The sequence below is a fragment of the Oceanobacillus sp. FSL W8-0428 genome, assembly GCF_038004405.1.
Taxonomy (GTDB): domain Bacteria; phylum Bacillota; class Bacilli; order Bacillales; family Amphibacillaceae; genus Oceanobacillus; species Oceanobacillus sojae.
The window spans coordinates 4,079,295-4,102,222 of sequence record NZ_JBBORB010000001.1; the positions used below are offsets into that span (position 1 = coordinate 4,079,295).

The following is a 22,928-nucleotide window of genomic DNA, read 5'->3' on the forward strand; positions in this document are numbered from 1 at the left end:
ATATTAATATAATTACAATCCTCACAAAAGAAGAATTCTCGCAATGTGTACCGGTACAAATTGAAGCTTGGGAGGTATTTTAATGAATAAATTTGAAAAAGTGGTTCGTTATGTCATAAGTTTGATTAAAGAGGAGAAATTAAAACCAAGTGATAAACTACCTTCTATTAGAGCAATGGCAAAAGACTTTTCCTGCAATAAAAGCACCATTATTAGAGCTTATCAAGAATTGGAGGATAAACATTACATATACTCTGTTAACAAAAGCGGATACTATGTAGTCGAAAGCATGGAACGCGAGGAAGATAACCTTGAAGTTTTTGATTTTTTATCGGCAAGCCCTGATTTAAACGCCATGCCGTATAAAGACTTTCAACATTGTATCAATCAGGCAATAGACATATATAAAAATGAAATATTCTCATACTCCCCTTTCGAAGGTATTTATAGTCTAAGATGTGAAATACAAAAATATCTGCAAGACTTCCAAGTTTTCGCAGATGCGGATAATCTATTCATAACTACCGGAGCTCAACAAGCAATTAATTTAGCTGTAAACATGCCCTTCCCTAATAAAAGAAATAATATTCTTATTGAACAGCCGACATATTATGGCGCGTTAGAATCAATCAAAAATACCAATTACAATATCTACGGGATAGATGTTTCGAAAAATAGTATTGACTTAGAAAAACTGGAACATATTTTAAAAAATCATGATATCAAATTATTTTATGTCATGACCAGATTTCAAAATCCCTCCGGCTTCAGTTACTCGAATGAAGATAAAAAAAGAATTCTCGCTTTGATTCAAAAATATGATGTTTACTTAGTTGAAGATGATTTTTTAAGTGAATTAGATTTAGACACGAAAGCGGATCCTTTTTATAGCTTCGATGACACAAATAGAGTTATTTATATAAAAAGCTTTTCAAAGGTTTTTCTGCCAGGGATGAGGATAGCTTCAATCGTAGTACCTGATAGAATGAAAAGTGAGTTTATTAAATATAAATTCACATCTGACTTTAATAGTCCGGCTATCTCACAAGGAGCTTTTGAAATATACCTTAAGAGCGGTATGTTCCATACTCATATTGAAAAAATAAAGAAGTTATATAAAAACAAATTAGATATTCTGCTTGAAGCATGCAAAACATATTTTGATGATTCTATTAAATACAGCAAACCCAATAATGGTTTTTTTATTTGTATTTACTTACCGGACAATATCAAGGCGACATATATAACAAATATACTGAAAGAAAAAAGTGTGCACGTTAAAGATTGCTCAAATATGTACTTAGATGATTTTAATAGGGACAATGCAATAAGAATATGCATTTCAAAAATTGAGGAAAATAAAATAGAAAAAGGAATCGAAATCATCTCGAAAGTAATAAAACAGAACCGAAAAAGATTGAACCGTATTACTGATAATATAATGATTCCTTAATTGTTATTCAAAAAATCACATTTTTTATTTTGGCAAGAATTGAAAACCCAACTGAAAAAACAGCTGGGTTTTCGAAGTACATGAATGATGTTCGAATATTTATTACAAGCATTATCTTTCCGTGCATTGCATTACAGTTCACACATATATCCATCTAAAGTGAAATCGGAATCGTAAAATAAAAAGAAGTACCCATACTCAATTCGCTCTCTACCCAAATCTCACCGCCATGTTTATCAATAATCTTCTTACAGATAGCTAATCCAAGTCCTGCGCCCCCAAAATTTCTTGAACGGGATTTTTCTGTACGATAAAACTGATCAAACACAAACGGCAAATCTTCTTGTGCGATACCAGCTCCGTTGTCTGCTACAGAGATTTTTAGTTCCTGTTCCACCATGTTCACTCTAATTGTAATAACCCCTTCTTCACCAGCGTACCTTTTAGCATTGCTTACTAAATTATCAAAAACTTGCGCAAGCTCATTTGCATTAACAAACAGTTCAACCTCCGGAAAAGGATTTATAACTTCTAACTGTATCGCTTCATTGATAAACTCCATCCTTATTGGACGAATGATTGTTTCCAGCAGCTCTTTTGAATTCCAAACAGAAAAGCTTTCTTCTGTATTTCTTATATCTAACTGCGAATATTGGAAAAGCGTTTCAATTAAGTGATCCAGATTTTCCGTTTTATTTTTAATTACTGAAATATAGCGTTGAAATCGGTTTTCGTCATGTATAACTCCATCCTGCAAACCTTCTACATAACCTTTAATCGATGACATCGGCGTGCGTAAATCATGTGAAATACTGGCAATCAACTCTTTCTGTGCTTTTTCGTGAGCAGCTTGTTTTTCTCGTAATTCTTTTAACTGGTCCTTCATCTCATCAAAAGCACGTGATAAATCACCTATCTCATCATTTTCCCGATAGGAAACAGCAAAATCTAGATTTCCTTCCCGGATATTTCTCGTTGCATCTCCTAATTCACCTAGAGGCTTTAAAATATTCCGGGAAATAACCCACCCAGTAATCAGAGCTCCGATAATGAAAGGGATAAGCAAAGCCAGCAAAATTGGAAGAAGCACTCTAAAGGAAATACTATTGCTTGAATTAACTCCAGAAAGCAGCGCGACCACTATCGGCAGCACCAGCATCGATGAAAATGACAGAATCAGCTTCCCTCTTACCCCCAGTCTCATTGTTCAGCTCCAACAAATTTATAGCCCACACCCCAGACAGTCTGGATCCATTTAGGTGCGGCTGCATCTTCTTCTATCTTTTGACGAATTTTTTTAATATGGATGGTTACGGTGTTTAAATCACCATACTCATTGATTCCCCACACGTGGTCATAAATTTGCTGGCGGGTCAGAACCCTGTTGGCCTTCACAGCTAAAAACCGCAGTACTTCAAATTCCTTTGTTGTCAGTTCTATGTGTTTTGCATTCACTTTGACTGTATAGGCATTTATATTAATCTCTATATTTTTAAAGGTTAAGATTTCTTCTTTATATTTTGATGATGTGATTTCCTTTTTTTCAGACGCTGAAAATTGATCGTATCTTCTTAATTGTGCCTTTACACGAGCAACAACCTCTCTTGGGCTGAATGGTTTTACCACATAATCATCTGCACCTAATCCCAATCCTAAAACTTTATCTATCTCTGATTTTTTTGCACTAAGCATAATTATGGGGACAGCTGATTCCGACCTTATCTTCCGGCACACTTCCATTCCATCTAATCCGGGAAGCATAATATCCAATACAATCAGATGCGGCTGATATTCACGAAAGGTCAAAAGACATTCTGCCCCGTCTGTACTAATCTCCACATCGTATTGTTCCTCCTCCAAATAATCTTTGATCAATTCAGCGATCTCCAGCTCATCATCAACGACCAAAACCTTCTTATTCCTCATATTGCAGTCCCTCCTAATCCCGTCCTAAATATTAATTATTATAACAACACATCCTTCTTTTTTGATAAACATAAGACTGCCTATGTAAAAAATGACGATAAATGATTGTATTTCCTTGAAATGATTTCGTCAGTTTATGTGTTTCTAATCATGTTTCAGCAGCCATTTTATTATTTCCTTTCTGTTGTTTTATCGATATATTGCTAAGTGTAGCTGTTAAAAATAAACTGCTGCATTTGAAATAATAAACAAGAGATAACAAATAGATTACATTGTTAAGATTCGCAAAAAGAAACCCAACTGGAGTATTCGAGTGAATCCAGCTGGGATGATAGTAAAGATCAATCGTATTTTATTAATTGTTCTTCTGCAGAGATAACATTTGAATAATGGTCTTCATTACAGCATCTTCTTCGTTGGAACGAGTGATGTAATTTGCAGCATCTTTTAATTCCTGCACTGCATTACGGACCGCAAAGCTATATTTAGCACGGGCCATCAGCTCTAAATCATTATAGCCATCACCAAACGCCATCGTTTCTTCTGGGGTCGTATTTAATAAATGCTGTAAATGTTCAACGGTAGTACCCTTATGAACATTAGCATTTGCAATATCAATCCAAGCTGCTTCCGAAGCAACAATGTAAGCTGACTCAAAAAACGGTGATAGTTTTTCTTTCGTCTCAAAACAATTTAAGAATGGATCATGAACTGTTATCTTAATAAAATCATCCTTTATTTCATTAAAATCGGCAACTTGCTTAATCTGCGTATATGACCCTTTGACAATATTCATTTCATCCGGTGAAAGGTTTTGTTTAACAATCGCCACTTCTTTTGTACAAGCGATAATCGTATGTTCTAAGCTGATTTCCTCAAGTAAGTGAATAATTTTCAGTCCTAATTTATTGCTTAGCAATGATTCATAAACAAATTTACCTTGATGCTTGATTCGTGTTGCGCTGTCACCCAGAATCCATAAATCATTTGAATCGTCTCCAAATAATGCCTCAACACGTTCGCATTGCTTTCCGGTAACAGGTGCAAATATAACTCCTTTTTCCTTCATTATCTTTTTAACCTCTATGTACAATCCCCGATTAAAATCACCACTATTATTCAAGAATGTACCATCCATATCCGTTAATATTAATTTAATCATATGATTTCCTCCTGCCGCTTCAAATAAATATATTTATATCCAGAATTTGATTAATCATTTTTTAAATTTTTATTTCTGTGTTTCCAATAATGGTTTCTTTTTCAACAAGCTGTTCAATTTCTCCGAACTCAGAAACATTGCTGTAATAAAAATAAGAAGACAAATTGAGAAGACTCCCAGTGTTGTATGTGATGCAACAAAACCAATAACAGGCGGTATAAATGTAGTGCCTGTATAAGCCACAGCCATCTGATAACCCATTATTGTCTGAGAATGCTTTTTCCCAAAACGTGCTGGCGTTTCATGCAGCATACACGGAAATATTGGAGCTAAGCCAAGCCCAATAATAATAAATCCAGCCAGTGAGAAAAGGTCCGGCAATGGAAGTATCAGGATAATAGCTCCTATTAGTGCTGTCATCTGACCTGCTCTAATCAAGGTGCGATTAGTTATTTTAAAGGTAATAAAACCCGTTATTAATCTGCCAATTGTTATTCCCGCAAAATACATGGAAACCCACCCAGCTGCAGTTGCTGCATCTAATCCTTTAACACCTACCAGGAAACTGCTCCCCCAGAGATTCACTGTTGCTTCAACACCACAATAAAATAAGAAAGAGATAAGCGCCAGTTTAACCCCTTTAATTTGGGTTGGTTTCAACTTTTTAACAGCGTCATCTTCCGGTTGATAGATTTCATCTTCATTTTGCTCTTGTACACTGTTATTACTGTTTTGGTTTACTTTACTCCATAAAGGTAAGGAAAAGAATAGAATCAGAACCAGCGCAAACTGAATACCTGCAATGACGAGATACCCAATTCTCCAGGAATTGTCTGCGGAAATAAATAGAGCCATTATCATAGGGCCAAGTGATGCACCTACTCCCCAAAAGCAATGCAGCCAGCTCATATGATGTGCCTTATAATGCATTGCTACATAGTCATTTAATCCTGCATCCACAGCTCCGGCTCCCAAACCGAGAGGAATGGTACAGATAATTAACCAAATAACTGAAGGGGCAAAATAAAACCCTAATAAAGCCACGGCAGTCATAAGAACACTAACAAAGGTTACTTTACCGGTACCGAACAATTTAAGAAGCTTACCACTAACTAAACTGGAGATAATCGTACCAGATGCAATCAGCATAAACAGAATTCCGCCTGTTTCAATCGGCGCACCAAGATCTGATTGAATCACTGGCCATGCTGCCCCCAATAACGAATCAGGTAAACCTAAACTGATAAAAGCTAAATAGATGATTAGTAAAAGATATATTGCCATATTCCTTCTCCCTTTATTTTTATTGTTTGAAAAAGATTAGAAACGACTATTTATTCGTCATCTCTTTCAAGTATTTGAAATGCACCACAGCCTAACAAATTTTATAAATCGTATCTTTAGTAACCAGCCGCCTTAAACCTACCGTCATACTTTGTTGGAAATTCCGGTCAAAATATATAACAGGACTGTTCGGCTGCCTGGATAGATAAGTATTCATTTCAATTTGCTTCCTTATGATTTTTTCGTCTATATTTTCAGAGGAAATCACGAAAATGCTTGGTGCTATAACAGCATTATAGATAGCAACTATTTCTGAAAGGTTGTTTGCCAATTCTATATCCGTATCTGGGGCAGCCTTATCCATCAGCATCGGAAGATATTTTGTTTCACCCGCTAACCCTTTTTGCCCCTCTATAAGTACACCATTTGAAAGTATAGTTACACCTGGCATGCTTTTTTCCGGATAAAATATTCCTACAACACTTTCACCTATAAGATGATGTTCCACACAAAATCCCATCGTCATGATATGAGCATCATTTTGAATTTTTATAGGAATATCTGTAATTCTTTTCAGCTCTTCCTCAATATTCCAGCAGTCAAATACACTTTCCCAGCTTGATGTAATAACACCTTCAAATATTTTCCCTGGCAGTGCCAGCCCTATGCTTTCAATTTCGTATTCTCTAAGAATATATTTTTCAATAACGCCCAAGAGATCTTCCATGTTATCCGAGAATTCAACAACTTCAGAAACTATTTCAACGCCGTCCAAATTTACTATTTTAACTATTATTTCTAATCTTCTTTTCCTCTCATGACTCTTTTTTTCTTGGATAGAGATGAGAAGGTAATATGATTTGTCATAATTAAAAATATACTCAGCAGCCGGTCTTCCTGTTTTTTGTTGTACAGAAGCGTTCTCTAATAAAATATTTTCCTTCACTAATTCTTTAACCAACGAGTTAATAGTAACCACACTAAGACCTGTCTCTTTAACCATTTCTGCTTTAATAGCTTTTCTTTTCCTAAACAACAGCGCTCTCAATAATTCAGAGTTTTTGCGTCTGATAAGGTTACTTTCTTCACCCAACTGAACCCCTCCTTATTAATTAACCTACTTTATTAAGATCCTTTAATAAGTGTATACGATGAGGTAATAGTTGTAAATACTCGATAAACTAATCTACACTTATACCAAACTAAACATTTGACAAAAAAGTTTAGTTATGCTATAATTTACTTTTATTATTTTTAATTATATAATAGGGTTTCCTTGGCCAAGGGAACCCTATTTTTTGTGTTCTAAATATCTTTTTAAGAAAGGTGATACCTCATGAATTTATCCGATATGTTACATTCCATCCAATTATCACAGAACTCCAATACAGTAATGGAGCTGGTTGGTTTAAATGAAAAAACAAAAGAGCATGGGTTGCTTTTAACACCGGATGAGGCAAAATCGCTGGTGATCTCCAGAAATAAAGTACTGTGTGACCATGCGAGAGTTGAAATGAGTATTGGTGTGCTAAAGGAGTTAATTAAGGTATTTTCTGCTTCCGCTTATATGACTCAAGAGCATTATATAGATACATTCAATGAACTTCAGGAGATTTTTTATTATCTTAGAAACGAAACGGAGGATAAGATTGGGGATATAAAGCTTATTCAACTGATGAACGATTATTATAACGGACTTTGTGCAGGCTCTATCGAACTGTTAAGAAGTAAAATGGAAGAATTCGCAGAGGATTACAGACGGAATATTTCACTTCCTTGTTCTATATATAAGGGGGATAAATAACATATGGAATTCAATCATAAATCAGAGTATTCCCGGCAGATTTCTAATAAGTTAATTGATCAATCACGGTTAAAACAATACCAATATACCCTGTCTCTTCTCCAAGAAGGTCAACGATCGGGATTTATCTCAAATCAAAAAGCTTATCAGATACAGGTAGAAATGCTGCAGGTTCTCCAGCAGTTACTCCTGCAGCATACTCAAGGAGAAAGTTCGTCGGTGACAACGGAAACAGCAGAAGGAATCATGACGTCCCTGATTTATGCTATTGATGCCTACGCTCTACATTTCAAGAACCCGGAAGAAGCCTTGATTCATTTCAATAATAAGAGCGTAAAAGAAATCCATTCTAAAGGCGTTGAGTTATTGCGTCATTATGCTGAGGGTACGAAACAACGGTATCAAGAAGTTAAAAAAATGAAATTAAATGTGCCTGTCGATGCGTATCAAATGACCATTGATGATTCGTTGCCAGTATTTATGAAACACTATGATATTATTTTTGAAGCCCAAAATACAATGGCTAGCATTGATTATCCTTTAGCCATTGATGATATGCGGCTCCAAGGTGTTTTTTATATAAAGCAGTATTTAGAAAGGTTACAAATGGAGACAAGATTCTGCCATTTTTTTAGTCACCAGGATATCATGTATATTTTAATTAATTTCGGAAAAATAAATCGCTTTAATTATCAAATCGAGTTATTTAATATATTTGAATTAATGATAAATAATGCAGTTTTTTCCCTCCTGTCTGGCGGGAAAGCGACGCATGTCCGAATTTCGGAAATACAGTTTGAACGGCTTAATCAGATATTAAAAGAATTTCCTGCTGATCAAAGGACAAAGTTGGTCCATGAATCCATCTATCAATTACAGGAAGTTCTGCAAATGGACCAGGCACTTATCGATTATATTGATTTGTACCGGGATAGTTTGATCCAAAGAGTGAATAGCGCTGCAGAAATCGGCAGCTTCGAAAAACTTATCATCCGGGAGATAAAAGACCAAGAAAAAACAATAGCATTCAAGGTAAATGAGAATGACCGGATGAGTGATATGAAGATGCGTAACTTAGTGGATTGTGTACTGGAAAGCAACAATACTAAAGAAAAAGTACAACTCATTCGAGAGCATGTTGTTTCACTCCATGATTATCTGGATTTACTTCATGCAAAATGTCTGTTTAATAAAGAATATGATGCACTTTTTGCCTCTTTCGGCAATGTCGAGCTGGCTATTTTAGCCAAAATCGTATTTTATGAAGAATTAAGGGATGGTATAAATGATTTTTCAGATATTATTGCTGCAGGTACTGAAACAGAAACAGAGTGGAAAATACATTATATTGCTTTCATGAAGCAGTTGAATAATATGCGTATTAAAGCTGTCGGGCGCCTTATCTATGAAATTAATTTTGAAGATATATCATTTTACTGAGTGTTATTTGCTTAACTATTATAAATCAAAGTCCTTTTAGGGCAGTAAATTTATTTTAATTACTGCCCTTTATTTAATCATTGCTTGATACTTTTTCAATTCAAATAAGAACAATGGATCAAGTGACTTACTTCTTTAAAGCCCAATTACGTTTAATAATCCATTTACATTTCTAATGAAGATGCAGGCTTTTCCAACAACAACGAATATGCCGCCTAATTTCCATTAAAACCAATCTCATGAAATCCTGTTTTATGAGCTAGCTTTATACCCTCTTCTCTTCTTTCGTTAATTCAATAGTTCCACTCTTGAGAAATATTCACTTTACCATGCTGTATTTCTTTTCGAAAATATCATACGGCCAGCAGCCGAGAAAATATTATGTTCCTCCATAGTTTTCAGCCTGCCTTCTTTTTCAAAGGTGTCATTATTGCAAATATTAGCATATATACCAAAACAATAAGCCCAATTGCTAAATAACTTAGCTGTAAACCAAAAATATCTGTGGCTGCTCCGCTAATCATTGGCCCAATCATCATTCCTGCAGAATAAGCCGTGTTATAAATTGCAAAAGTAACTCCGTATGCTTGGGTTTGGCTTTCCTGTGCAATATCAGCAAGTTCAGGAAGTGTCGGTGCGAGCACGGTTCCCATACTTACACCGATACAAGCTAATGCAGCAATTTGCAACCACAAATTGGTTGGTAAAACAACGAGCACCAGGGAAACAGCAGTAATTGCTAAACCAATGGTGATTGTTTTAGGATGACCGATCTTAGTAGAAAGACCTCCGATAATAGGAGCTGTAAACGCATAAGCAAGTGAAGGTACACCAAATAATAAACCGATAGCTCCAGGTGATGCATTAAATACATTTCTTAAATGTGTTGGAAATGTCGGTTCCAACACACTTGGAATAGCAGCACCGATAACAACTGCCCCGCCAATCATGAGTAAAGTACGATTTTTCAATAAACGCAACGCACCTGATGGCTCTTCTTCCTTTCTGTTAGGCTCTTCTTTCAATAGAAACACTCGCAATAATCCATCGACTAAGGCAATGCCCGCCGCGATAAAAAATGGAAGCATATAGCCCCCTAATTGATAGAGCCAGCCGCCGAAAGCCGGACCTAACAACGTCCCCACAGCTTGCCCGGATAAAGCAATCCCCATGACTTTTCCCCGTTCTTTAGATGGATAAAAGTCTGCAAGCAGTGCAAGGCCGGATGTCCAGGTGGCAGCTGCAGCGATTCCTTGTAAAACGCGGCAAATGAGCAAAAGCCAAAAAGTATTTGCAAAAGCAAATAACAATGTAGCGACTCCGAGTCCTAAAATTCCCCACAGCATCGGACCACGTCTTCCGAATTTGTCTGAAACGACACCAAATATAGGTGTGGCAATTAATAAAGCAGCTGCATAACTGCCGAATAAAATTCCGATTGCAGTTTGTGATATACCTAAGTTTTCAGCATAGTCCGGCAAAATAGGAACAATCATTCCATAAAGCAGCATATCCGTGAAGATTGCTAAAGTTACAACTAACAAGACGCTTTTTTGAGCTTTTTTAATATTTCGTTCCTGATTCATTTTCTTTCCTACTTTCTTCAGGTATTTTGTTGTTAATATCAACAGGTACAATTCCTCTTTATCAAAAGCTGAATGTCTCCTTTCTTCTTTTACTCCTTAAGAGGATAAGGAATAATCATTTTTACCGCCTCGTTAATACGCCGCCTCCACCGATAAATGCAGTAATTTTTTATTTTGCTTTTGTCACTGCTATTATCCATCTCAAATAAAATATAATTTAATCTTCATTGATTACTCAACATTGAGTATAGATATATTTTTTTCTCCCTCTCAATAAAGAGGGAGAATTACTGATCATTTTTTTCTAAGTACATCAATGCTTTCTCGACGAAATCCTGTTGCTGTCTGATAGCGGCAAACATATTATCAAATACCAACTGTACCATAGGCGGAATATCGCCTTCTATTGCTTCCTTTTTTTCCTTCCAGCCCGCCAGGACACTTCGATATTCATTTTCCAACGTAACCTGCTGCTCTCTCAAAGCGTGACGTGTTTCTTCTGCAGACAGCTTATCAAAAAATGAGATACCTGTATATAAAGAGGAAGGATATTGAACGGATGAACTGGTTAATGCTTCACGAATCAAATCTTTCAAGTGCTCTTTTCCTTCTTCTGTGATTCGATAGGTGAACTTTTGCCGGTGACCGGTTTGTTCTACTTTGTCAATGGTAATATACCCATCTTTTTCTAATTTTTTGAGCGCATGATAAATCGAACCTATTAATACGCCGCCCCATCTTTCTGCATCTGTCATTCGCAGCGCCTGCTGAATATCATAGCCGGACATCGGTTTTGTATCTAACATACCAAGTACAAGTAATCTTGTCATCAAAGTCACACCCTTTACTTAACGTTGAGTATTGTATAATGAATATATACGAATGTCAATTATTCAGAATATAAATGCACAAAACGTTTATCCAGCTTTGTTGCAGATTATTTACTTTACCGTTTTCGATATCCCCCATTTGAAAGATAAAAATATGCCTCAATATCATTTATAATTAAAGATCTTGTACTCAATAGCAGTAAAGAACCTATTATTGCTAGTGTGAAATAATTAACAGAAATAGGTTCCCTCGCAGTTGTATTATATTAATTTTCAAATGATTTTCGAAGTATAATTATTTCCTCAAGCTCTAGGCTGGTTAATTCAGATATTTCTTCATCCGTATAATCCCTGTCTAAAAGCTTTTTCACAAAATTTCGTTCTGCTTCTTTCATTCCTTGTTCTATTCCTTGTTCTATTCCTTGTTCGATACCTTTTTCTATACCTTCAGCCACACCTCTTGCCATTCCCTTTTCCATGCCTCTTCTTGTCGCTTCTTCCTCAATTTCTCTAAACAATCTTCCAAACGTCGGGGTGTCTCTTAACTTTTCCATTCCCATTATTTTTCCTTCCTCCTTTTCGTTTTGTGCGATTGGTAATGATTCATACAGTTTTTCCTGAAATTCCGGTGGTATCTGCAGAATATAATCGATAAAGTACAACAAGGCTGCAAGATAGGCTTCGCGATGTGAATATTTTTCGAATGCCAAGCTGATGAGCTTCTGCTTAAAATGGAACTTTTTTCCATTGTCTTTATCTGTCCTGCCAGTGTTTTTACTGATATAGATTCCCGCGAGAACAGCTAAAGCGAATGGATTACCAGATTTTTTCAGCTCCCCCTCATCTTTCCCATAAAATCGATAGGTGTTATAGGCATAGGTCAGTTCTGTTCCATAAAAAGAATAATGGAACCTGTCTTCATGGTGCTGATCGCTGGCATCAGTCAAAAGGGCAATAGAATAAATCGGGTAATTGTATTTATCGTATATCCGGTAAAAATATTTAAACATGCGTTCTGCAAAGTCCTGTTTCCCAATGGCCTGCACTTCGATATGGATAAGAACATATTTTTCTTCCCCGTTTTTCAGCAGCACTTTGACTAATTTATCCGTATAATTTTTTCCTTTTCTTGAATCGATAACAAACTGAAAAAGTTCCAGATTCAAGAAGTCTGCTCCTTTTTCAAAATCAATTTCCGGATATAAATCCTGTGCAAAATATTCCATAAATTCTTGAAATAATTCTTCAATCAAATTTTTCCAGAGCCCATCGTAATCCGTGTTCTTTTCACGGTAAGTCTTTTTATTTTCTTTTACGGTTGTCAGCATTATTTTACCACATCCCCAAGTAATAATAAATTTGTTTTAATCGTAAAGGCTTTGTGCAAGGAAAGCAAAAGCGCAAAACAGGATTTCTTCTGTACATACTGACTATATATGGGTTTTTAGTACAGCATTTTACGTTTTCGACCATGAAATGACATTCATATTGAGTTTTTAGTAATATTTTTTTCAGTAGAAAAATTGCTTGTCCTTTTTTAAGCCAATTGTGATACCATGGTATAAGCTATTGTGTATTTTAATAGAGAGGTTTACATGCTTTTTAAAAGATTTGGAGGGATTTTGATGGAAGTAACCAGATCAACCGCCAATCGAATAGTAATCATTGGATGTCCCGGTTCAGGTAAGTCAACATTAGCTACACAAATTGCTCAAATTGGAAACATTCCTTTGGTACACTTAGACAGCATTCAATGGATCGATAATGAAACGAATACTTCTCAGGCAGTTTTTGATGCAAAATTGAAAGAAGAAATACAGAAAGACCAATGGGTTATTGATGGTAATTATGGCAGAACGATGGAATTGCGTATGAAGCGCGCAGAAATGGTTATTTGGTTAGATTTTCCCCGCAGTGTCTGTCTATATCGTATACTCAAGCGCTATGTAAAAAATAAAGGAAAGAAAAATCCGCACGGTAATCCGGATAGATTATACTTTTCTTTTCTTCGTTTTGTTTGGAATTATAAGAAAGAGAATGATTCCCGTATAAAGGTACTGAGAGACAGATATCAAGACCGGCTTCTATTCATTCATATTCATTCTGGAAAAGAGCTCAGGAAATTTATAAATAATTTTGAAATCCAATGTCAGCTGTAATATATATACAAATTCATATGTTTGATAATGAAACAATGCTGTATTGGAGAATTCACCCCTTATTGACTCATTCGTAGAATACTCTTTTTTAACCAGCTGATATACATCATTATGCAATTACTTTAACTTTATATCGTCAGAAGGTATCTTACATAAAAAGAGCAGCACTCACCAAAATTTTAGTGAATGCTGCTCTTTCAGATTTAAATATTCTTCTCATTATTTTATTTCACCATTCATCTCACGTGTTTTATAGACAATTTTACGAATACTGTCCATCGATAGATTATAGGTTTGTTCCAATTCCTCAAATGAACGGCCTTCTCTGTATAATCGATAGATCTCCTCGTTTCTTTTGTCTAGGGCGATACGCGACCCGTTGGCTTCTCCCCATCCTGCACGCTGACTGGTTTGTTTTGGAATATAGATAAGCTCTCCTTGAATATATTTCTGGAGCTCCTTCAACAAATGAGGCGGAAGCACCTCTTTTCCATTTTTATATGACAAGCAAGAACATCCTTTCTATGAAGATGTATGTGTCGATCTTGCATTATTTTCTCATTCATCATTAAAACTCCTCTCATTTTAATTTATTTTACGAAAGCCTTTTCACTATTAGTATACATTAATTTGGGAAAGAAAAGGAGACCGCAATTTAAATGCGGCCCCGTGTTTTATGATTTCCGCTATGCGGAAATCACCTCATATTTTGTGATCAATTTAAATCAGCCTCCTTTCCGAAATATTATCGGTCCGACACCCTTATTAACTCATATATCCCCTGCCCGAACAAGGGGAAGAACGATTATAATTATTTTTTACCACTAGTAATTACCCGTTATAAGTAAGGATAGATTTACGATTAACAGCACTTAAAAAAGGGTATATAATATGCAATACATTATGAACTATAACATTATAATGACGAAAGCGAGTGATGGACACAAATGAATAAGTGGACAAAAATACTTGTTGCCTTAACGATGATAATCACAATTAACATGGGACTTACACTCACGGCATTTGCGGAGAATCAGATGAACGATATACATATTGAAGTAGAACTGCAGGAAGATGGCTCAGGAGTTGTTACTGAACATCGTCAAATGAATATAGATAATGGTACGGAGTTTTTCATCGATATGACCAATCTTGAGGAATCAGAAGTATTGGATTTTTCCGTTGAAGGATTTACAGAGGAGCCTGATTGGGATTCCGATGCTTCTCTGGAAGAAAAGGCTGGAAAATATGGATCAATATCAACCAGCGATGGAGTTGAATTAGTTTGGGGAATCGGAGAGTACGGAGAAAATTCGTATACCATAACCTACACGCTTTCTAACCTTGTTCGTAATTTAGAGGATGGGCAGGGAATGCTTTGGAACTTTGACACCTTTTCAGATGTTCCTGCTCAAAATTTGACAGTTGAAATTTCAGGTTTTCAGCCGTTTACATCTGAAACGGTAAATTTCTGGGGCTTCGGTTTTGCCAATGACATGCAGCTTGAAGATGGTCGAATTGTATGGAAGTCAAATGATGAAGTCGATGGAGATGTGATTGTTTTGACACAATTTCCAGCTGATTTCTTTCAAGCACAGCAAACAGAGGACATGACGTTATCCGAACAGCAAGAAGAAGCAATGGACGGGTCTGCCTATAATACAAGTGACAATTCCAGGGCAGCTATTATCATCATTAGCGTAGTCGTTGGTTTTATACTATTAATCGGTATTGGAACCCTTCTAATTATCCTTAAAACCAACAAAGCAAAAAGAGAAGCCGGTGCAATGAAGCCACTGCATAAACGAATGGCAGAAAATAAAGGAAAAACGTATGCAGCCATACCTTTCGATGGAGAAGACTATGCAGGTTTAAGTGCCCTTCTAACTCAGATGCGACTGGGTTATTTTGAAGATATTTTCCAGGCTTATCTATTAAAATGGTCAGTGAATAAGAAAATCTCTATTGAAGCAGAAGAAAAAAGTAAGGTTTTCGGGAAAAAATATCGCTCGACCATTGCTATCAATGATTTTAAAAATGAACGTGATAAACATCCAACAACCTTTGGAGAACTAACGGATCAAATTGAGGGCGAAACATATGACGAATCATATGAAACTGGTCTATGGACGATGCTCTTAGACGTTGCTGACAGGAATGGCACCGTTACAGAAAAAGCCATTCAAAAATGGAGTAAACAGTATGCGAAAGAAGTCAGTACGTTTGCTGATTATCTCAAGGACTATTCCGAAGCTTATTTAGACCAGCAAGGACTGTTTTCTTTTACGGAAATTAAAGCAGCTGGATTTTTACAACCTATTACAGTACCAAGTGATGAAGGAGACAAACTGGCGGATCGTTTAATACAATTTAATAACTATTTAAGCGAAGCAGACATAAATCAATTTACGAACGTTTCCAAGCCGCTTTCATTAAAAGATATAATGCTATGGAGTGTTTTGCTTGGAAAAAGTGATAAAGTATCTAAAAAATTAGAGTCTTTAGTACCTGAAAACAGCTATGAAGAAGACCTGGTATACCTTAATTACTGGTATGGGACTGTCCACGCCCGTACAATCATGACTACAGGCTTAGCCAGCGGCGGCTTTCATTCCAGTACTTCATCTATTAGTGGGTCCAGCGGAAACGGCGGGATTACAAGTGTCGGCGGCGGGGGCGGAGCTGGGGGAGGCGGCGGCGGTGGGATCCGCTAGATAAAACCTCTTTAGTTCCCAGCTTTAAAAAATACTATATCAATTATCTAACATAAGAAAAGCTCAAAACTAATTTGAGCTTCTCTTATGTTGATTTTCTTTTAAGTTATGATTGCCCAATAAATTCCTTAAAAGACTGCGCATCAAAGAAAATAGAGGAAGCTGTCAGTTTACCAGCTTCATTAAAAGACAGGAATTCTCCAACATCTAACTGCTTTTCCGCTCCAGATGGAGACTGAAGTGTATAACGGTTTATAGCAGCAGCCTCATTTCCCTGAATAATCAACTGCTTTGTTTCCAATGCTGTACTTAACGAGAAAAATTGTCCTGCTCCTTTTAAATAGAAACCCTTCCCCTTCATAGCATCGGCAGTATCCAACACAACATAGGTTATGTCGTCAGAAACATAGCTTTCCCATCCCCCGTCATGAATCGATTGAAAATATGCTTTGACTAAATTCCCTGTAACCATAAAATTACCTCCTAAGATGATTGTGTTCATTACACAATCATCTTAGCAAAGGCAATATGACTACATATTGTCATATTGCCTGAGATTTTTTTGCAAAATCATTATTATTTTTGTCTTTAAAGAAGATGGACCGAGAATCTTTACATGATTCCCAAAACTGAGAAGAAGGTCAACCAGCTCCTGATCAATTATTCTTTCTGCTGTTACCAGCAAATTGTTTTCCTGCTCTGTGATTTCCTCTGCTTTAAAATAATCATATACCTTTGCAGAAACATCCAGTGAAAACATTAACCGGACAATTTCTTTTTCAACTGATTTTTTCGGATTAATCATTTGCTCCAGCTCTTGATAGTTCAGAATTTTATGTAATGTCTCATCAAAATTCACTGCTGTCATTTCCAAATCCCGGATTCTGGATAGTTTAAAAAAACGCAGCGCTTCTTTTTCCAAACAAAAACCTAATAAGTACCAGGCATTCATTTTAAAGATCAAATGGTATGGAACCACTGTACGTTTGACTTGTTCCTTCTTTTTCGAAGTATAGTCAAATTCGACGATTCGTTTTTGGTGTAAAGCTGCGTCAATCCTGTCCAAATTATTTGTATCCAAATTCCAGGAATTAAAGTCAAAAAAGTAATCACTGCTGACCGGGTTGTCTGATTTATAAGAATCCATCTTTTTTTCAAGCATATCAACACTAGGATAATGAATCATTTGATTAATATTTCTGCTTATATTTTTAATAAATTTCTGCTCTTCTTCCGCAAATAAAGAAGCATTCATTTTGTATTTCTCCGCCAGAAAAAATCCGCCATTATTTCCCCTTTCCGAATAAATTGGAATACCGGCTAAAGTTAATGTATCGATATTTCTGTAAATAGTACGAACAGAAACTTGAAACTTCTCAGCTGTTTCTTTTGCTATGATTCTTTTTTGAGACAACAAAGCAATTAGAATATACATCAGTCTTTCTAATTTCATATAAGAGTTTCCTTTCTAATATATTTTGTTTTACTGTTTCTATTAAACAGTTTATATCATTTAAATATAGTTATAGCACATAGAACACCCTATCAAGTAATGCTATCATTATACCATTATAATTTGAAAACTCCCTGCCTCTTTCCAAAAATCATACTTTATCAAAACTTTATGTAAACTATATTCTCAGCTTATTTTACTTTGCTACTATTTACAGTATCAAAAAGGAGATGAGCAAATAATGCAAGCAAATAAAAAAGAGTCCATTTTAGAAATTAGAAATCTAAACAAAAAAATTGACGGGCAAACCGTAATTGATGATATTCATTTTTCAATTCAAAAAGGTGATATCTATGGCTTTCTCGGACCAAATGGTGCAGGAAAAACAACAACATTAAGAATGATTACCCGTTTGATTTTCCCTCATTCCGGTGACATATTAATTGATGGACATTCCATCAGAAATAATTCCGTTTTAGCCCTTTCCAGAGTAGGAAGTATTATAGAAAACCCTGCTTTTTACCTCCATCTTACAGCAAGGCAAAATTTAAGTCTGAGTGCTAAATTAGCTGCTGTCAAAGTGCCGAAAACAAGGATCAATGAAGTTCTATCCATTGTAGACCTGAAGGAAGCAAAAGATAACAAGGTGAAGACATTTTCTTTAGGGATGAAGCAGCGTCTTGGAATTGCTAATGCCCTATTGTGCTACCCCAGCTTAATTATATTGGATGAACCAACGAATGGTGTTGATCCAATGGGTCTTCGGGAAATGAAAGCATTAATTAAACGACTGGCAGAAAAAGAGAAGATTACATTTCTTATCTCCAGTCATATGCTTCGGGAAATGGAGGATTTATGTCATAAAGCAGCCTTTATTCAGAGCGGCAAGATTGTTGAAGAAGGAGATATTGCCGAATTATTAAACGTCTATCAAGTTACCAATTTAGAGGATTTATTTTTTGCATGTATAAAGGAGAATTTAACATAATGAAGAATATATGGGCACTGACCTCATTCGAGTTTAAACGTACACTGACTTCCAAAATGCTGCTTGTCTATACACTTATTTATGCTGCGATGTATGTTTTAACAGGTGTTATTTTTAAGGTTTACGGTGCAGGAAAAACAGTAGTTGCCGGTTATGGTCAATCATTTCCTGTGGAAATGCTCCAAGCTGGTATTACATTTACAGCTGTTTTTATTGCCATTTATGTTGGAGAGATATTAATACAGGAACGAAATAACGGGACAATCAAATTTGTTCTTTTACGTTCTGTTTCCAGATTTCAATATTATATTTCGAGAATTATATCTATCTTTTTATTTTCACTTCTATTAACAACTATCATCATTTTAATAGGTTATGTCGTTGGCCTCCTGTTCTTTGACTGGGGAGATACGTTTGTCTTTTATTCTGTAACTACGAGTGGCTGGCAGGGTATAAGAGTTACGGTTTTAGCCGGGTTAGCCTTTGCTTTTGCTTATTTTATTTTTGGTTTAATCGCTTTATTGGTTTCGCAGTTTATTCAGCGAATTGCTACTTTAGCTATGCTGATGGGATTGTCTACACTGGTCGGACAATATATCGTTATTTATGATCAAATAAAACAATATGTGATTTATGAACATTTATTATTTTTCCATATTAATCTATTTGAAAAGTCTATTTCCTACAGTGTCACAAGCTTTGGTGTACTCGTTGGTTATCTTATCGTACTTGGAACAGCAGGCTACTTTCTATTTAAAAAACAGGATTTATATGTATAAAGGAGGGTGTATATGATTCAACAATTAAAACATGACATATTTTATTTGTTTTATAATCGTAAATATCGGTTATTGATATTACTTACTATTTTATTAACAGCAGGTTTAAGCCTTTACACAGCGGTAAATGCGAATGCAGGAGAAGATATTCTCATTCAGGTGTTTGGAAGCTTCAGGCAAATGTATTGGATAATCTGTGCTTATTTAATTGCTGATTTGCTATCAACAGACTATCACTCGCAGACAATTAAAAACATTATCCCTAAATTATCCAGCCGTAATCATTATTATTTATCAAAAATAATCGTTGCGACATTATTAGGAATAGTTATCTTATTAATACACGTTGTAATGAGCTGGCTCACAATTGGTTCTCTTGCAGCAGGAATCGAATTAAATTATTTTAACATCTCCTATTTTTTATGTGGAGCTATCCTTTCTCTTCTTTTCTATTCCTCCATGTTGGCTTTTGTTATAGCTATTTCTAGAAAAGAAACCGTCACTATTGGCGTGGCATTAGGACTTATACTCTTGCAGGCGTTGATGGAAGGTCTTGATCCTGTGGTTTCAGCTCATTTTCCAACCATGTACGTCAGCACTTTACATGATCTTGTTTCAGCGAATCTATTAACAGGTATTATTTCGATTAGCTGTTATCTTATTTTCACTTTCTTATTGTTTATTGGTACGATAAAGATATTTAGTAAACAAGATTTATTTACTTAGGAGGTACCAATGGAGCTGAAAAAAATACTTGTAATAGAAGATGATGTAGATTTAGCTAAAATGATGGAAAATTATTTAAATAGAGAAAACTACGATGTGTTGATTTGCCAGCAAGGGGATCGAGCCCTGCATGTTGTCAAACAGTATCAACCTCATATGGTTTTACTAGATTTAATGTTACCAGGACTGGACGGGCTGGAGATATTAAAGCAAGTAAGAGCATTCTCTGTAGTACCTGTCATTATTATCAGTGCAAAAGAAACAGAGGTGGATCGAGTACTTGGGTTAAAAATTGGATCTGACGATTATATTACGAAGCCATTCTCGATTAAAGAACTCGTTGCAAGGGTGGAAGCATTATTCAGACGTTTTGAATATGCTTCTCTCCCCTCTGCTTCCAGTGAAATCATTGCATTTGATGATATTATTATTGACCTGTCTTCGAGAAATGTAACAAAGGGCGGAGCGCTTGTTAACCTGACTATGAAAGAATTTGATTTGCTCGTATTCTTAGCACAATCTCCTAATCAGGCTTTCCGCAAAGAACAACTCTATGACAACGTTTGGGGAATACATGAATATGGAGACATCAATACAGTTACGATTCATATACAAAAAATCAGAGAAAAGCTGGGGAACAGCAGCTACATCACTACTTTACGCGGAATAGGCTATCGTTTCGACGGTGAAATACAATGAAGCAGAGTATTGTAAAAGAACTTATTTGGATGTGTATCATCACTGCTTGTATACCGCTGCTGATTGCTTTTATGATGGCACAGTCTGATATTATCTTTATTATTATCCTGATAACAACCTTGCCTTTTTTTCTATTCTCTTTTTGGATGATTACCTACGTGAGAAAAAGAATGATTGCCCCTCTATCCATTTTAGCTGAGGAAGCTCAAAAAATTTCTCAAGGGAACTTATCACATCGAATCTCATACAAAAAAGAGGATGAATTTGGCCGTTTTATCTCTGCTTTTGATCAGATGAGAAATACATTACATCTGCAAGAGCAGCAGCAGCAATCCTTTGAAAAGGAACGTAAGCATTTTATCGACAGCATTTCCCATGATTTAAAAACACCGATTGCTTCGATTTCTGCTTATATTGAAGCATTACAGGATGGCATGGCAGAGGGTCCGGAAGAAGAACAGCTTTATTTACAAGTCATTCAAAAAAAGGTACATGTATTAAATGACCTTTCCAATCAATTAAGCCTAAGCTATGAAACACCGGACACCATTCATTTGGAAACACAATCAATCAATTGCTATGAATGGGCAGTGGACTGGCTGGAAAATATTCTTGTGGAGTGCCAGACAATGGGTATACATGCCCAATTAGAAAATCAACTTAACAGTAAGGATGCTTCCAATTTCTGCATCGATGTCTATCAACTGGATCGAGCGCTGCAAAATATTCTTAACAATGCCTACCGATATGCGAAAGAATTTTTATCGGTTAAAACAAGTCTCGACGCTGCTTCTTTTAAAATATACATGGCAAATGATGGAGCCCGCCTTCATAACACACAGATCCATAGGATTTTTGAACGGTTTTATACGGAAGAACTGCACAATGCAGATGGTCATCTGGGTTTAGGGCTTTATATAACAGATACACTGGTCCAGGCGATGGATGGGAAAATAACGGCAGTTGTGAAAGATGGCCGGATATATTTTGAAATTACTTTTCCGATTGTAAGTATATAATTTGATTCAGCAATTTTAGTTCTATATAAAATAAAGAAAAGGTAAAGCATTCAATTTATTTTCTTCTAAATGCTTTACCTTATCATTATCTTTTCTTCAGTTCAAGAATAACTTATAGCTATGAAACATTGATAAGGCCTGCTCACCAGTTAAACAATTTATGTTTGTGACCCCGGTATGCTTCAATGTCTTTTTAAACTGATTTTTTGTAAACAGCTTATCATATTCCTTATTTACCAATTTATAAACAAAATATTGATACAAATCTCTATCACTAGAGTGAATTCCAGATTCTTTTCTTCTAAGTCTGATTAAAACAGAATCAACTTTCGGTTTTGGATGAAAATAATCTCTAGGAATTCTTCTTAAAACCTTTATATCAACTTCAGGAAATAGGAATAATCCTAAAGTCCTTCTATAATCTGTCAGCCGCTTCGCAAAACCTGCTTCTACAATCAGAAAACAGTATGCAGCAGCACTTTCAAATACAATCTTTTTTATTATTTTTGTACTTATATTGTAAGGTATATTTCCGAAAATTTTATACGGTTGATTTCCTTTTGAAAATCTATATTTTAATATATCTGCATGCACAACTTGAATGTTTTCAGAACGTTTGATAGACCTCTGCATCATAGATACAAGCTTCGTATCTATTTCAACAGCTGTGAGAAAATGACAGATCTTAACGAGCTCTCTGGTGAAGTGACCTTTCCCCGAACCAATCTCAATAACCGTATCATTTTTCCCAATGTTTGTTTGGGATAATATGTCATTAATATGCTTTTTCGACGTAATAAAATTTTGACTATCTTTTAGATTTATTTTGTTCATTATAACCCTCTATCCTATTGGTTATAACAAACTTTACCTATCGTTCATTATAACCATTTCGTATTTTTCTTG

General features: G+C 35.6%; 22 protein-coding genes. 10 read left to right on the forward strand and 12 right to left on the reverse strand.

The features are described from left to right. Window positions 1-82: 82 nt before the first annotated feature. On the forward strand, window positions 83-1,453 hold the full coding sequence (locus MKY30_RS19560; protein WP_341085145.1) for an aminotransferase-like domain-containing protein: 1,371 nt from the start codon (window positions 83-85) through the stop codon (window positions 1,451-1,453). A gap of 154 nt (window positions 1,454-1,607) precedes the next feature. On the opposite strand, the gene MKY30_RS19565 is transcribed toward MKY30_RS19560, so the two are convergent. From MKY30_RS19565 to MKY30_RS19585, 5 genes are all read right to left on the reverse strand, one after another. Continuing rightward, window positions 1,608-2,657, reverse strand: a complete 1,050-nt coding sequence (locus tag MKY30_RS19565; protein ID WP_341085146.1) for a sensor histidine kinase — start codon at window positions 2,655-2,657, stop codon at window positions 1,608-1,610. Then, window positions 2,654-3,379: a response regulator transcription factor gene (locus MKY30_RS19570; RefSeq protein WP_341085147.1), complete on the reverse strand. Its 726-nt coding sequence runs from the start codon at window positions 3,377-3,379 to the stop codon at window positions 2,654-2,656. The genes MKY30_RS19565 and MKY30_RS19570 overlap by 4 nt, the downstream gene beginning before the upstream one ends. Before the next feature lie 355 nt (window positions 3,380-3,734). Further along, complete coding sequence (locus tag MKY30_RS19575; protein ID WP_341085148.1) at window positions 3,735-4,541, reverse strand: HAD family hydrolase; 807 nt, start codon at window positions 4,539-4,541, stop codon at window positions 3,735-3,737. 69 nt (window positions 4,542-4,610) lie between these two features. Beyond that, window positions 4,611-5,825 (reverse strand): MFS transporter, encoded by a 1,215-nt coding sequence (locus MKY30_RS19580; RefSeq protein ID WP_341085149.1) that lies wholly within the window; start codon window positions 5,823-5,825, stop codon window positions 4,611-4,613. A gap of 91 nt (window positions 5,826-5,916) precedes the next feature. Next, window positions 5,917-6,918, reverse strand: a complete 1,002-nt coding sequence (locus MKY30_RS19585; RefSeq protein ID WP_341085150.1) for an ROK family protein — start codon at window positions 6,916-6,918, stop codon at window positions 5,917-5,919. Window positions 6,919-7,161: 243 nt separating this feature from the next. Here MKY30_RS19585 and MKY30_RS19590 point away from each other — a divergent pair, with 243 nt between their 5' ends. Both MKY30_RS19590 and MKY30_RS19595 read left to right on the forward strand, forming a co-directional pair. Further along, window positions 7,162-7,629, forward strand: coding sequence for a DUF6323 family protein (locus MKY30_RS19590; RefSeq protein WP_341085151.1), 468 nt, complete (start codon window positions 7,162-7,164; stop codon window positions 7,627-7,629). 3 nt (window positions 7,630-7,632) lie between these two features. Continuing rightward, the gene (locus MKY30_RS19595; protein WP_341085152.1) at window positions 7,633-9,069 is read left to right on the forward strand and encodes a DUF6179 domain-containing protein; all 1,437 of its coding nucleotides are present in this window, start codon (window positions 7,633-7,635) and stop codon (window positions 9,067-9,069) included. A gap of 398 nt (window positions 9,070-9,467) precedes the next feature. Here the strand turns inward: MKY30_RS19595 and MKY30_RS19600 are convergent, their stop codons facing one another. The 3 genes from MKY30_RS19600 to MKY30_RS19610 form a co-directional block, all read right to left on the reverse strand. Continuing rightward, window positions 9,468-10,706, reverse strand: coding sequence for an MFS transporter (locus tag MKY30_RS19600; RefSeq protein ID WP_341085153.1), 1,239 nt, complete (start codon window positions 10,704-10,706; stop codon window positions 9,468-9,470). A gap of 236 nt (window positions 10,707-10,942) precedes the next feature. Next, complete coding sequence (locus MKY30_RS19605) at window positions 10,943-11,485, reverse strand: PadR family transcriptional regulator (protein ID WP_341085154.1); 543 nt, start codon at window positions 11,483-11,485, stop codon at window positions 10,943-10,945. Window positions 11,486-11,751: 266 nt separating this feature from the next. Next, on the reverse strand, window positions 11,752-12,813 hold the full coding sequence (locus tag MKY30_RS19610; RefSeq protein ID WP_341085155.1) for an Rpn family recombination-promoting nuclease/putative transposase: 1,062 nt from the start codon (window positions 12,811-12,813) through the stop codon (window positions 11,752-11,754). 297 nt (window positions 12,814-13,110) lie between these two features. Between MKY30_RS19610 and MKY30_RS19615 the strand changes: the two genes are divergently transcribed. Then, window positions 13,111-13,644: an AAA family ATPase gene (locus MKY30_RS19615; protein ID WP_341085156.1), complete on the forward strand. Its 534-nt coding sequence runs from the start codon at window positions 13,111-13,113 to the stop codon at window positions 13,642-13,644. A gap of 219 nt (window positions 13,645-13,863) precedes the next feature. Here MKY30_RS19615 and MKY30_RS19620 read toward each other — a convergent pair whose 3' ends face one another. Next, window positions 13,864-14,151, reverse strand: coding sequence for a CD3324 family protein (locus MKY30_RS19620; RefSeq protein WP_341085157.1), 288 nt, complete (start codon window positions 14,149-14,151; stop codon window positions 13,864-13,866). Between the two features lie 440 nt (window positions 14,152-14,591). Here MKY30_RS19620 and MKY30_RS19625 point away from each other — a divergent pair, with 440 nt between their 5' ends. Further along, window positions 14,592-16,358, forward strand: coding sequence for a DUF2207 domain-containing protein (locus tag MKY30_RS19625; RefSeq protein WP_341085158.1), 1,767 nt, complete (start codon window positions 14,592-14,594; stop codon window positions 16,356-16,358). 106 nt (window positions 16,359-16,464) lie between these two features. Here MKY30_RS19625 and MKY30_RS19630 read toward each other — a convergent pair whose 3' ends face one another. Continuing rightward, on the reverse strand, window positions 16,465-16,830 hold the full coding sequence (locus MKY30_RS19630) for a hypothetical protein (protein ID WP_147210465.1): 366 nt from the start codon (window positions 16,828-16,830) through the stop codon (window positions 16,465-16,467). A 60-nt stretch (window positions 16,831-16,890) separates the two neighbouring features. After that, complete coding sequence (locus MKY30_RS19635; protein ID WP_341085159.1) at window positions 16,891-17,811, reverse strand: helix-turn-helix transcriptional regulator; 921 nt, start codon at window positions 17,809-17,811, stop codon at window positions 16,891-16,893. A 241-nt stretch (window positions 17,812-18,052) separates the two neighbouring features. On the opposite strand from MKY30_RS19635, the gene MKY30_RS19640 reads away from it, so the two are divergent. From MKY30_RS19640 to MKY30_RS19660, 5 genes are read left to right on the forward strand one after another with little or no spacing between them, the layout of a single operon-like run. After that, window positions 18,053-18,799 (forward strand): ABC transporter ATP-binding protein, encoded by a 747-nt coding sequence (locus tag MKY30_RS19640; protein WP_341085160.1) that lies wholly within the window; start codon window positions 18,053-18,055, stop codon window positions 18,797-18,799. After that, window positions 18,799-19,578: an ABC transporter permease subunit gene (locus MKY30_RS19645; protein ID WP_186813634.1), complete on the forward strand. Its 780-nt coding sequence runs from the start codon at window positions 18,799-18,801 to the stop codon at window positions 19,576-19,578. The genes MKY30_RS19640 and MKY30_RS19645 overlap by 1 nt, the downstream gene beginning before the upstream one ends. 12 nt (window positions 19,579-19,590) lie before the next feature. After that, complete coding sequence (locus MKY30_RS19650) at window positions 19,591-20,304, forward strand: hypothetical protein (protein ID WP_341085161.1); 714 nt, start codon at window positions 19,591-19,593, stop codon at window positions 20,302-20,304. Between the two features lie 9 nt (window positions 20,305-20,313). Next, a complete protein-coding gene (locus tag MKY30_RS19655; protein ID WP_339282285.1) occupies window positions 20,314-21,003 on the forward strand; it encodes a response regulator transcription factor in 690 nt (229 codons plus the stop codon). Then, complete coding sequence (locus MKY30_RS19660; protein ID WP_156987560.1) at window positions 21,000-22,022, forward strand: histidine kinase dimerization/phospho-acceptor domain-containing protein; 1,023 nt, start codon at window positions 21,000-21,002, stop codon at window positions 22,020-22,022. Before MKY30_RS19655 ends, MKY30_RS19660 begins: the two co-directional genes overlap by 4 nt. A 96-nt stretch (window positions 22,023-22,118) precedes the next feature. Here MKY30_RS19660 and erm read toward each other — a convergent pair whose 3' ends face one another. Beyond that, window positions 22,119-22,856, reverse strand: a complete 738-nt coding sequence (gene erm / locus MKY30_RS19665) for a 23S ribosomal RNA methyltransferase Erm (protein ID WP_147210459.1) — start codon at window positions 22,854-22,856, stop codon at window positions 22,119-22,121. Window positions 22,857-22,928: the final 72 nt, after the last annotated feature.

Excerpts from the sequence above, each read along its gene's own strand:
- MKY30_RS19560 (WP_341085145.1), top strand. The coding sequence starts at position 83 with ATGAATAAATTTGAAAAAGTGGTTCGTTATGTCATAAGTTTGATTAAA.
- MKY30_RS19565 (WP_341085146.1), bottom strand. The coding sequence starts at position 2,657 with ATGAGACTGGGGGTAAGAGGGAAGCTGATTCTGTCATTTTCATCGATG.
- MKY30_RS19570 (WP_341085147.1), bottom strand. The coding sequence starts at position 3,379 with ATGAGGAATAAGAAGGTTTTGGTCGTTGATGATGAGCTGGAGATCGCT.
- MKY30_RS19575 (WP_341085148.1), bottom strand. The coding sequence starts at position 4,541 with ATGATTAAATTAATATTAACGGATATGGATGGTACATTCTTGAATAAT.
- MKY30_RS19580 (WP_341085149.1), bottom strand. The coding sequence starts at position 5,825 with ATGGCAATATATCTTTTACTAATCATCTATTTAGCTTTTATCAGTTTA.
- MKY30_RS19590 (WP_341085151.1), top strand. The coding sequence starts at position 7,162 with ATGAATTTATCCGATATGTTACATTCCATCCAATTATCACAGAACTCC.
- MKY30_RS19595 (WP_341085152.1), top strand. The coding sequence starts at position 7,633 with ATGGAATTCAATCATAAATCAGAGTATTCCCGGCAGATTTCTAATAAG.
- MKY30_RS19605 (WP_341085154.1), bottom strand. The coding sequence starts at position 11,485 with ATGACAAGATTACTTGTACTTGGTATGTTAGATACAAAACCGATGTCC.
- MKY30_RS19610 (WP_341085155.1), bottom strand. The coding sequence starts at position 12,813 with ATGCTGACAACCGTAAAAGAAAATAAAAAGACTTACCGTGAAAAGAAC.
- MKY30_RS19615 (WP_341085156.1), top strand. The coding sequence starts at position 13,111 with ATGGAAGTAACCAGATCAACCGCCAATCGAATAGTAATCATTGGATGT.
- MKY30_RS19625 (WP_341085158.1), top strand. The coding sequence starts at position 14,592 with ATGAATAAGTGGACAAAAATACTTGTTGCCTTAACGATGATAATCACA.
- MKY30_RS19630 (WP_147210465.1), bottom strand. The coding sequence starts at position 16,830 with ATGGTTACAGGGAATTTAGTCAAAGCATATTTTCAATCGATTCATGAC.
- MKY30_RS19635 (WP_341085159.1), bottom strand. The coding sequence starts at position 17,811 with ATGAAATTAGAAAGACTGATGTATATTCTAATTGCTTTGTTGTCTCAA.
- MKY30_RS19640 (WP_341085160.1), top strand. The coding sequence starts at position 18,053 with ATGCAAGCAAATAAAAAAGAGTCCATTTTAGAAATTAGAAATCTAAAC.
- MKY30_RS19645 (WP_186813634.1), top strand. The coding sequence starts at position 18,799 with ATGAAGAATATATGGGCACTGACCTCATTCGAGTTTAAACGTACACTG.
- MKY30_RS19650 (WP_341085161.1), top strand. The coding sequence starts at position 19,591 with ATGATTCAACAATTAAAACATGACATATTTTATTTGTTTTATAATCGT.
- MKY30_RS19655 (WP_339282285.1), top strand. The coding sequence starts at position 20,314 with ATGGAGCTGAAAAAAATACTTGTAATAGAAGATGATGTAGATTTAGCT.
- MKY30_RS19660 (WP_156987560.1), top strand. The coding sequence starts at position 21,000 with ATGAAGCAGAGTATTGTAAAAGAACTTATTTGGATGTGTATCATCACT.
- erm (WP_147210459.1), bottom strand. The coding sequence starts at position 22,856 with ATGAACAAAATAAATCTAAAAGATAGTCAAAATTTTATTACGTCGAAA.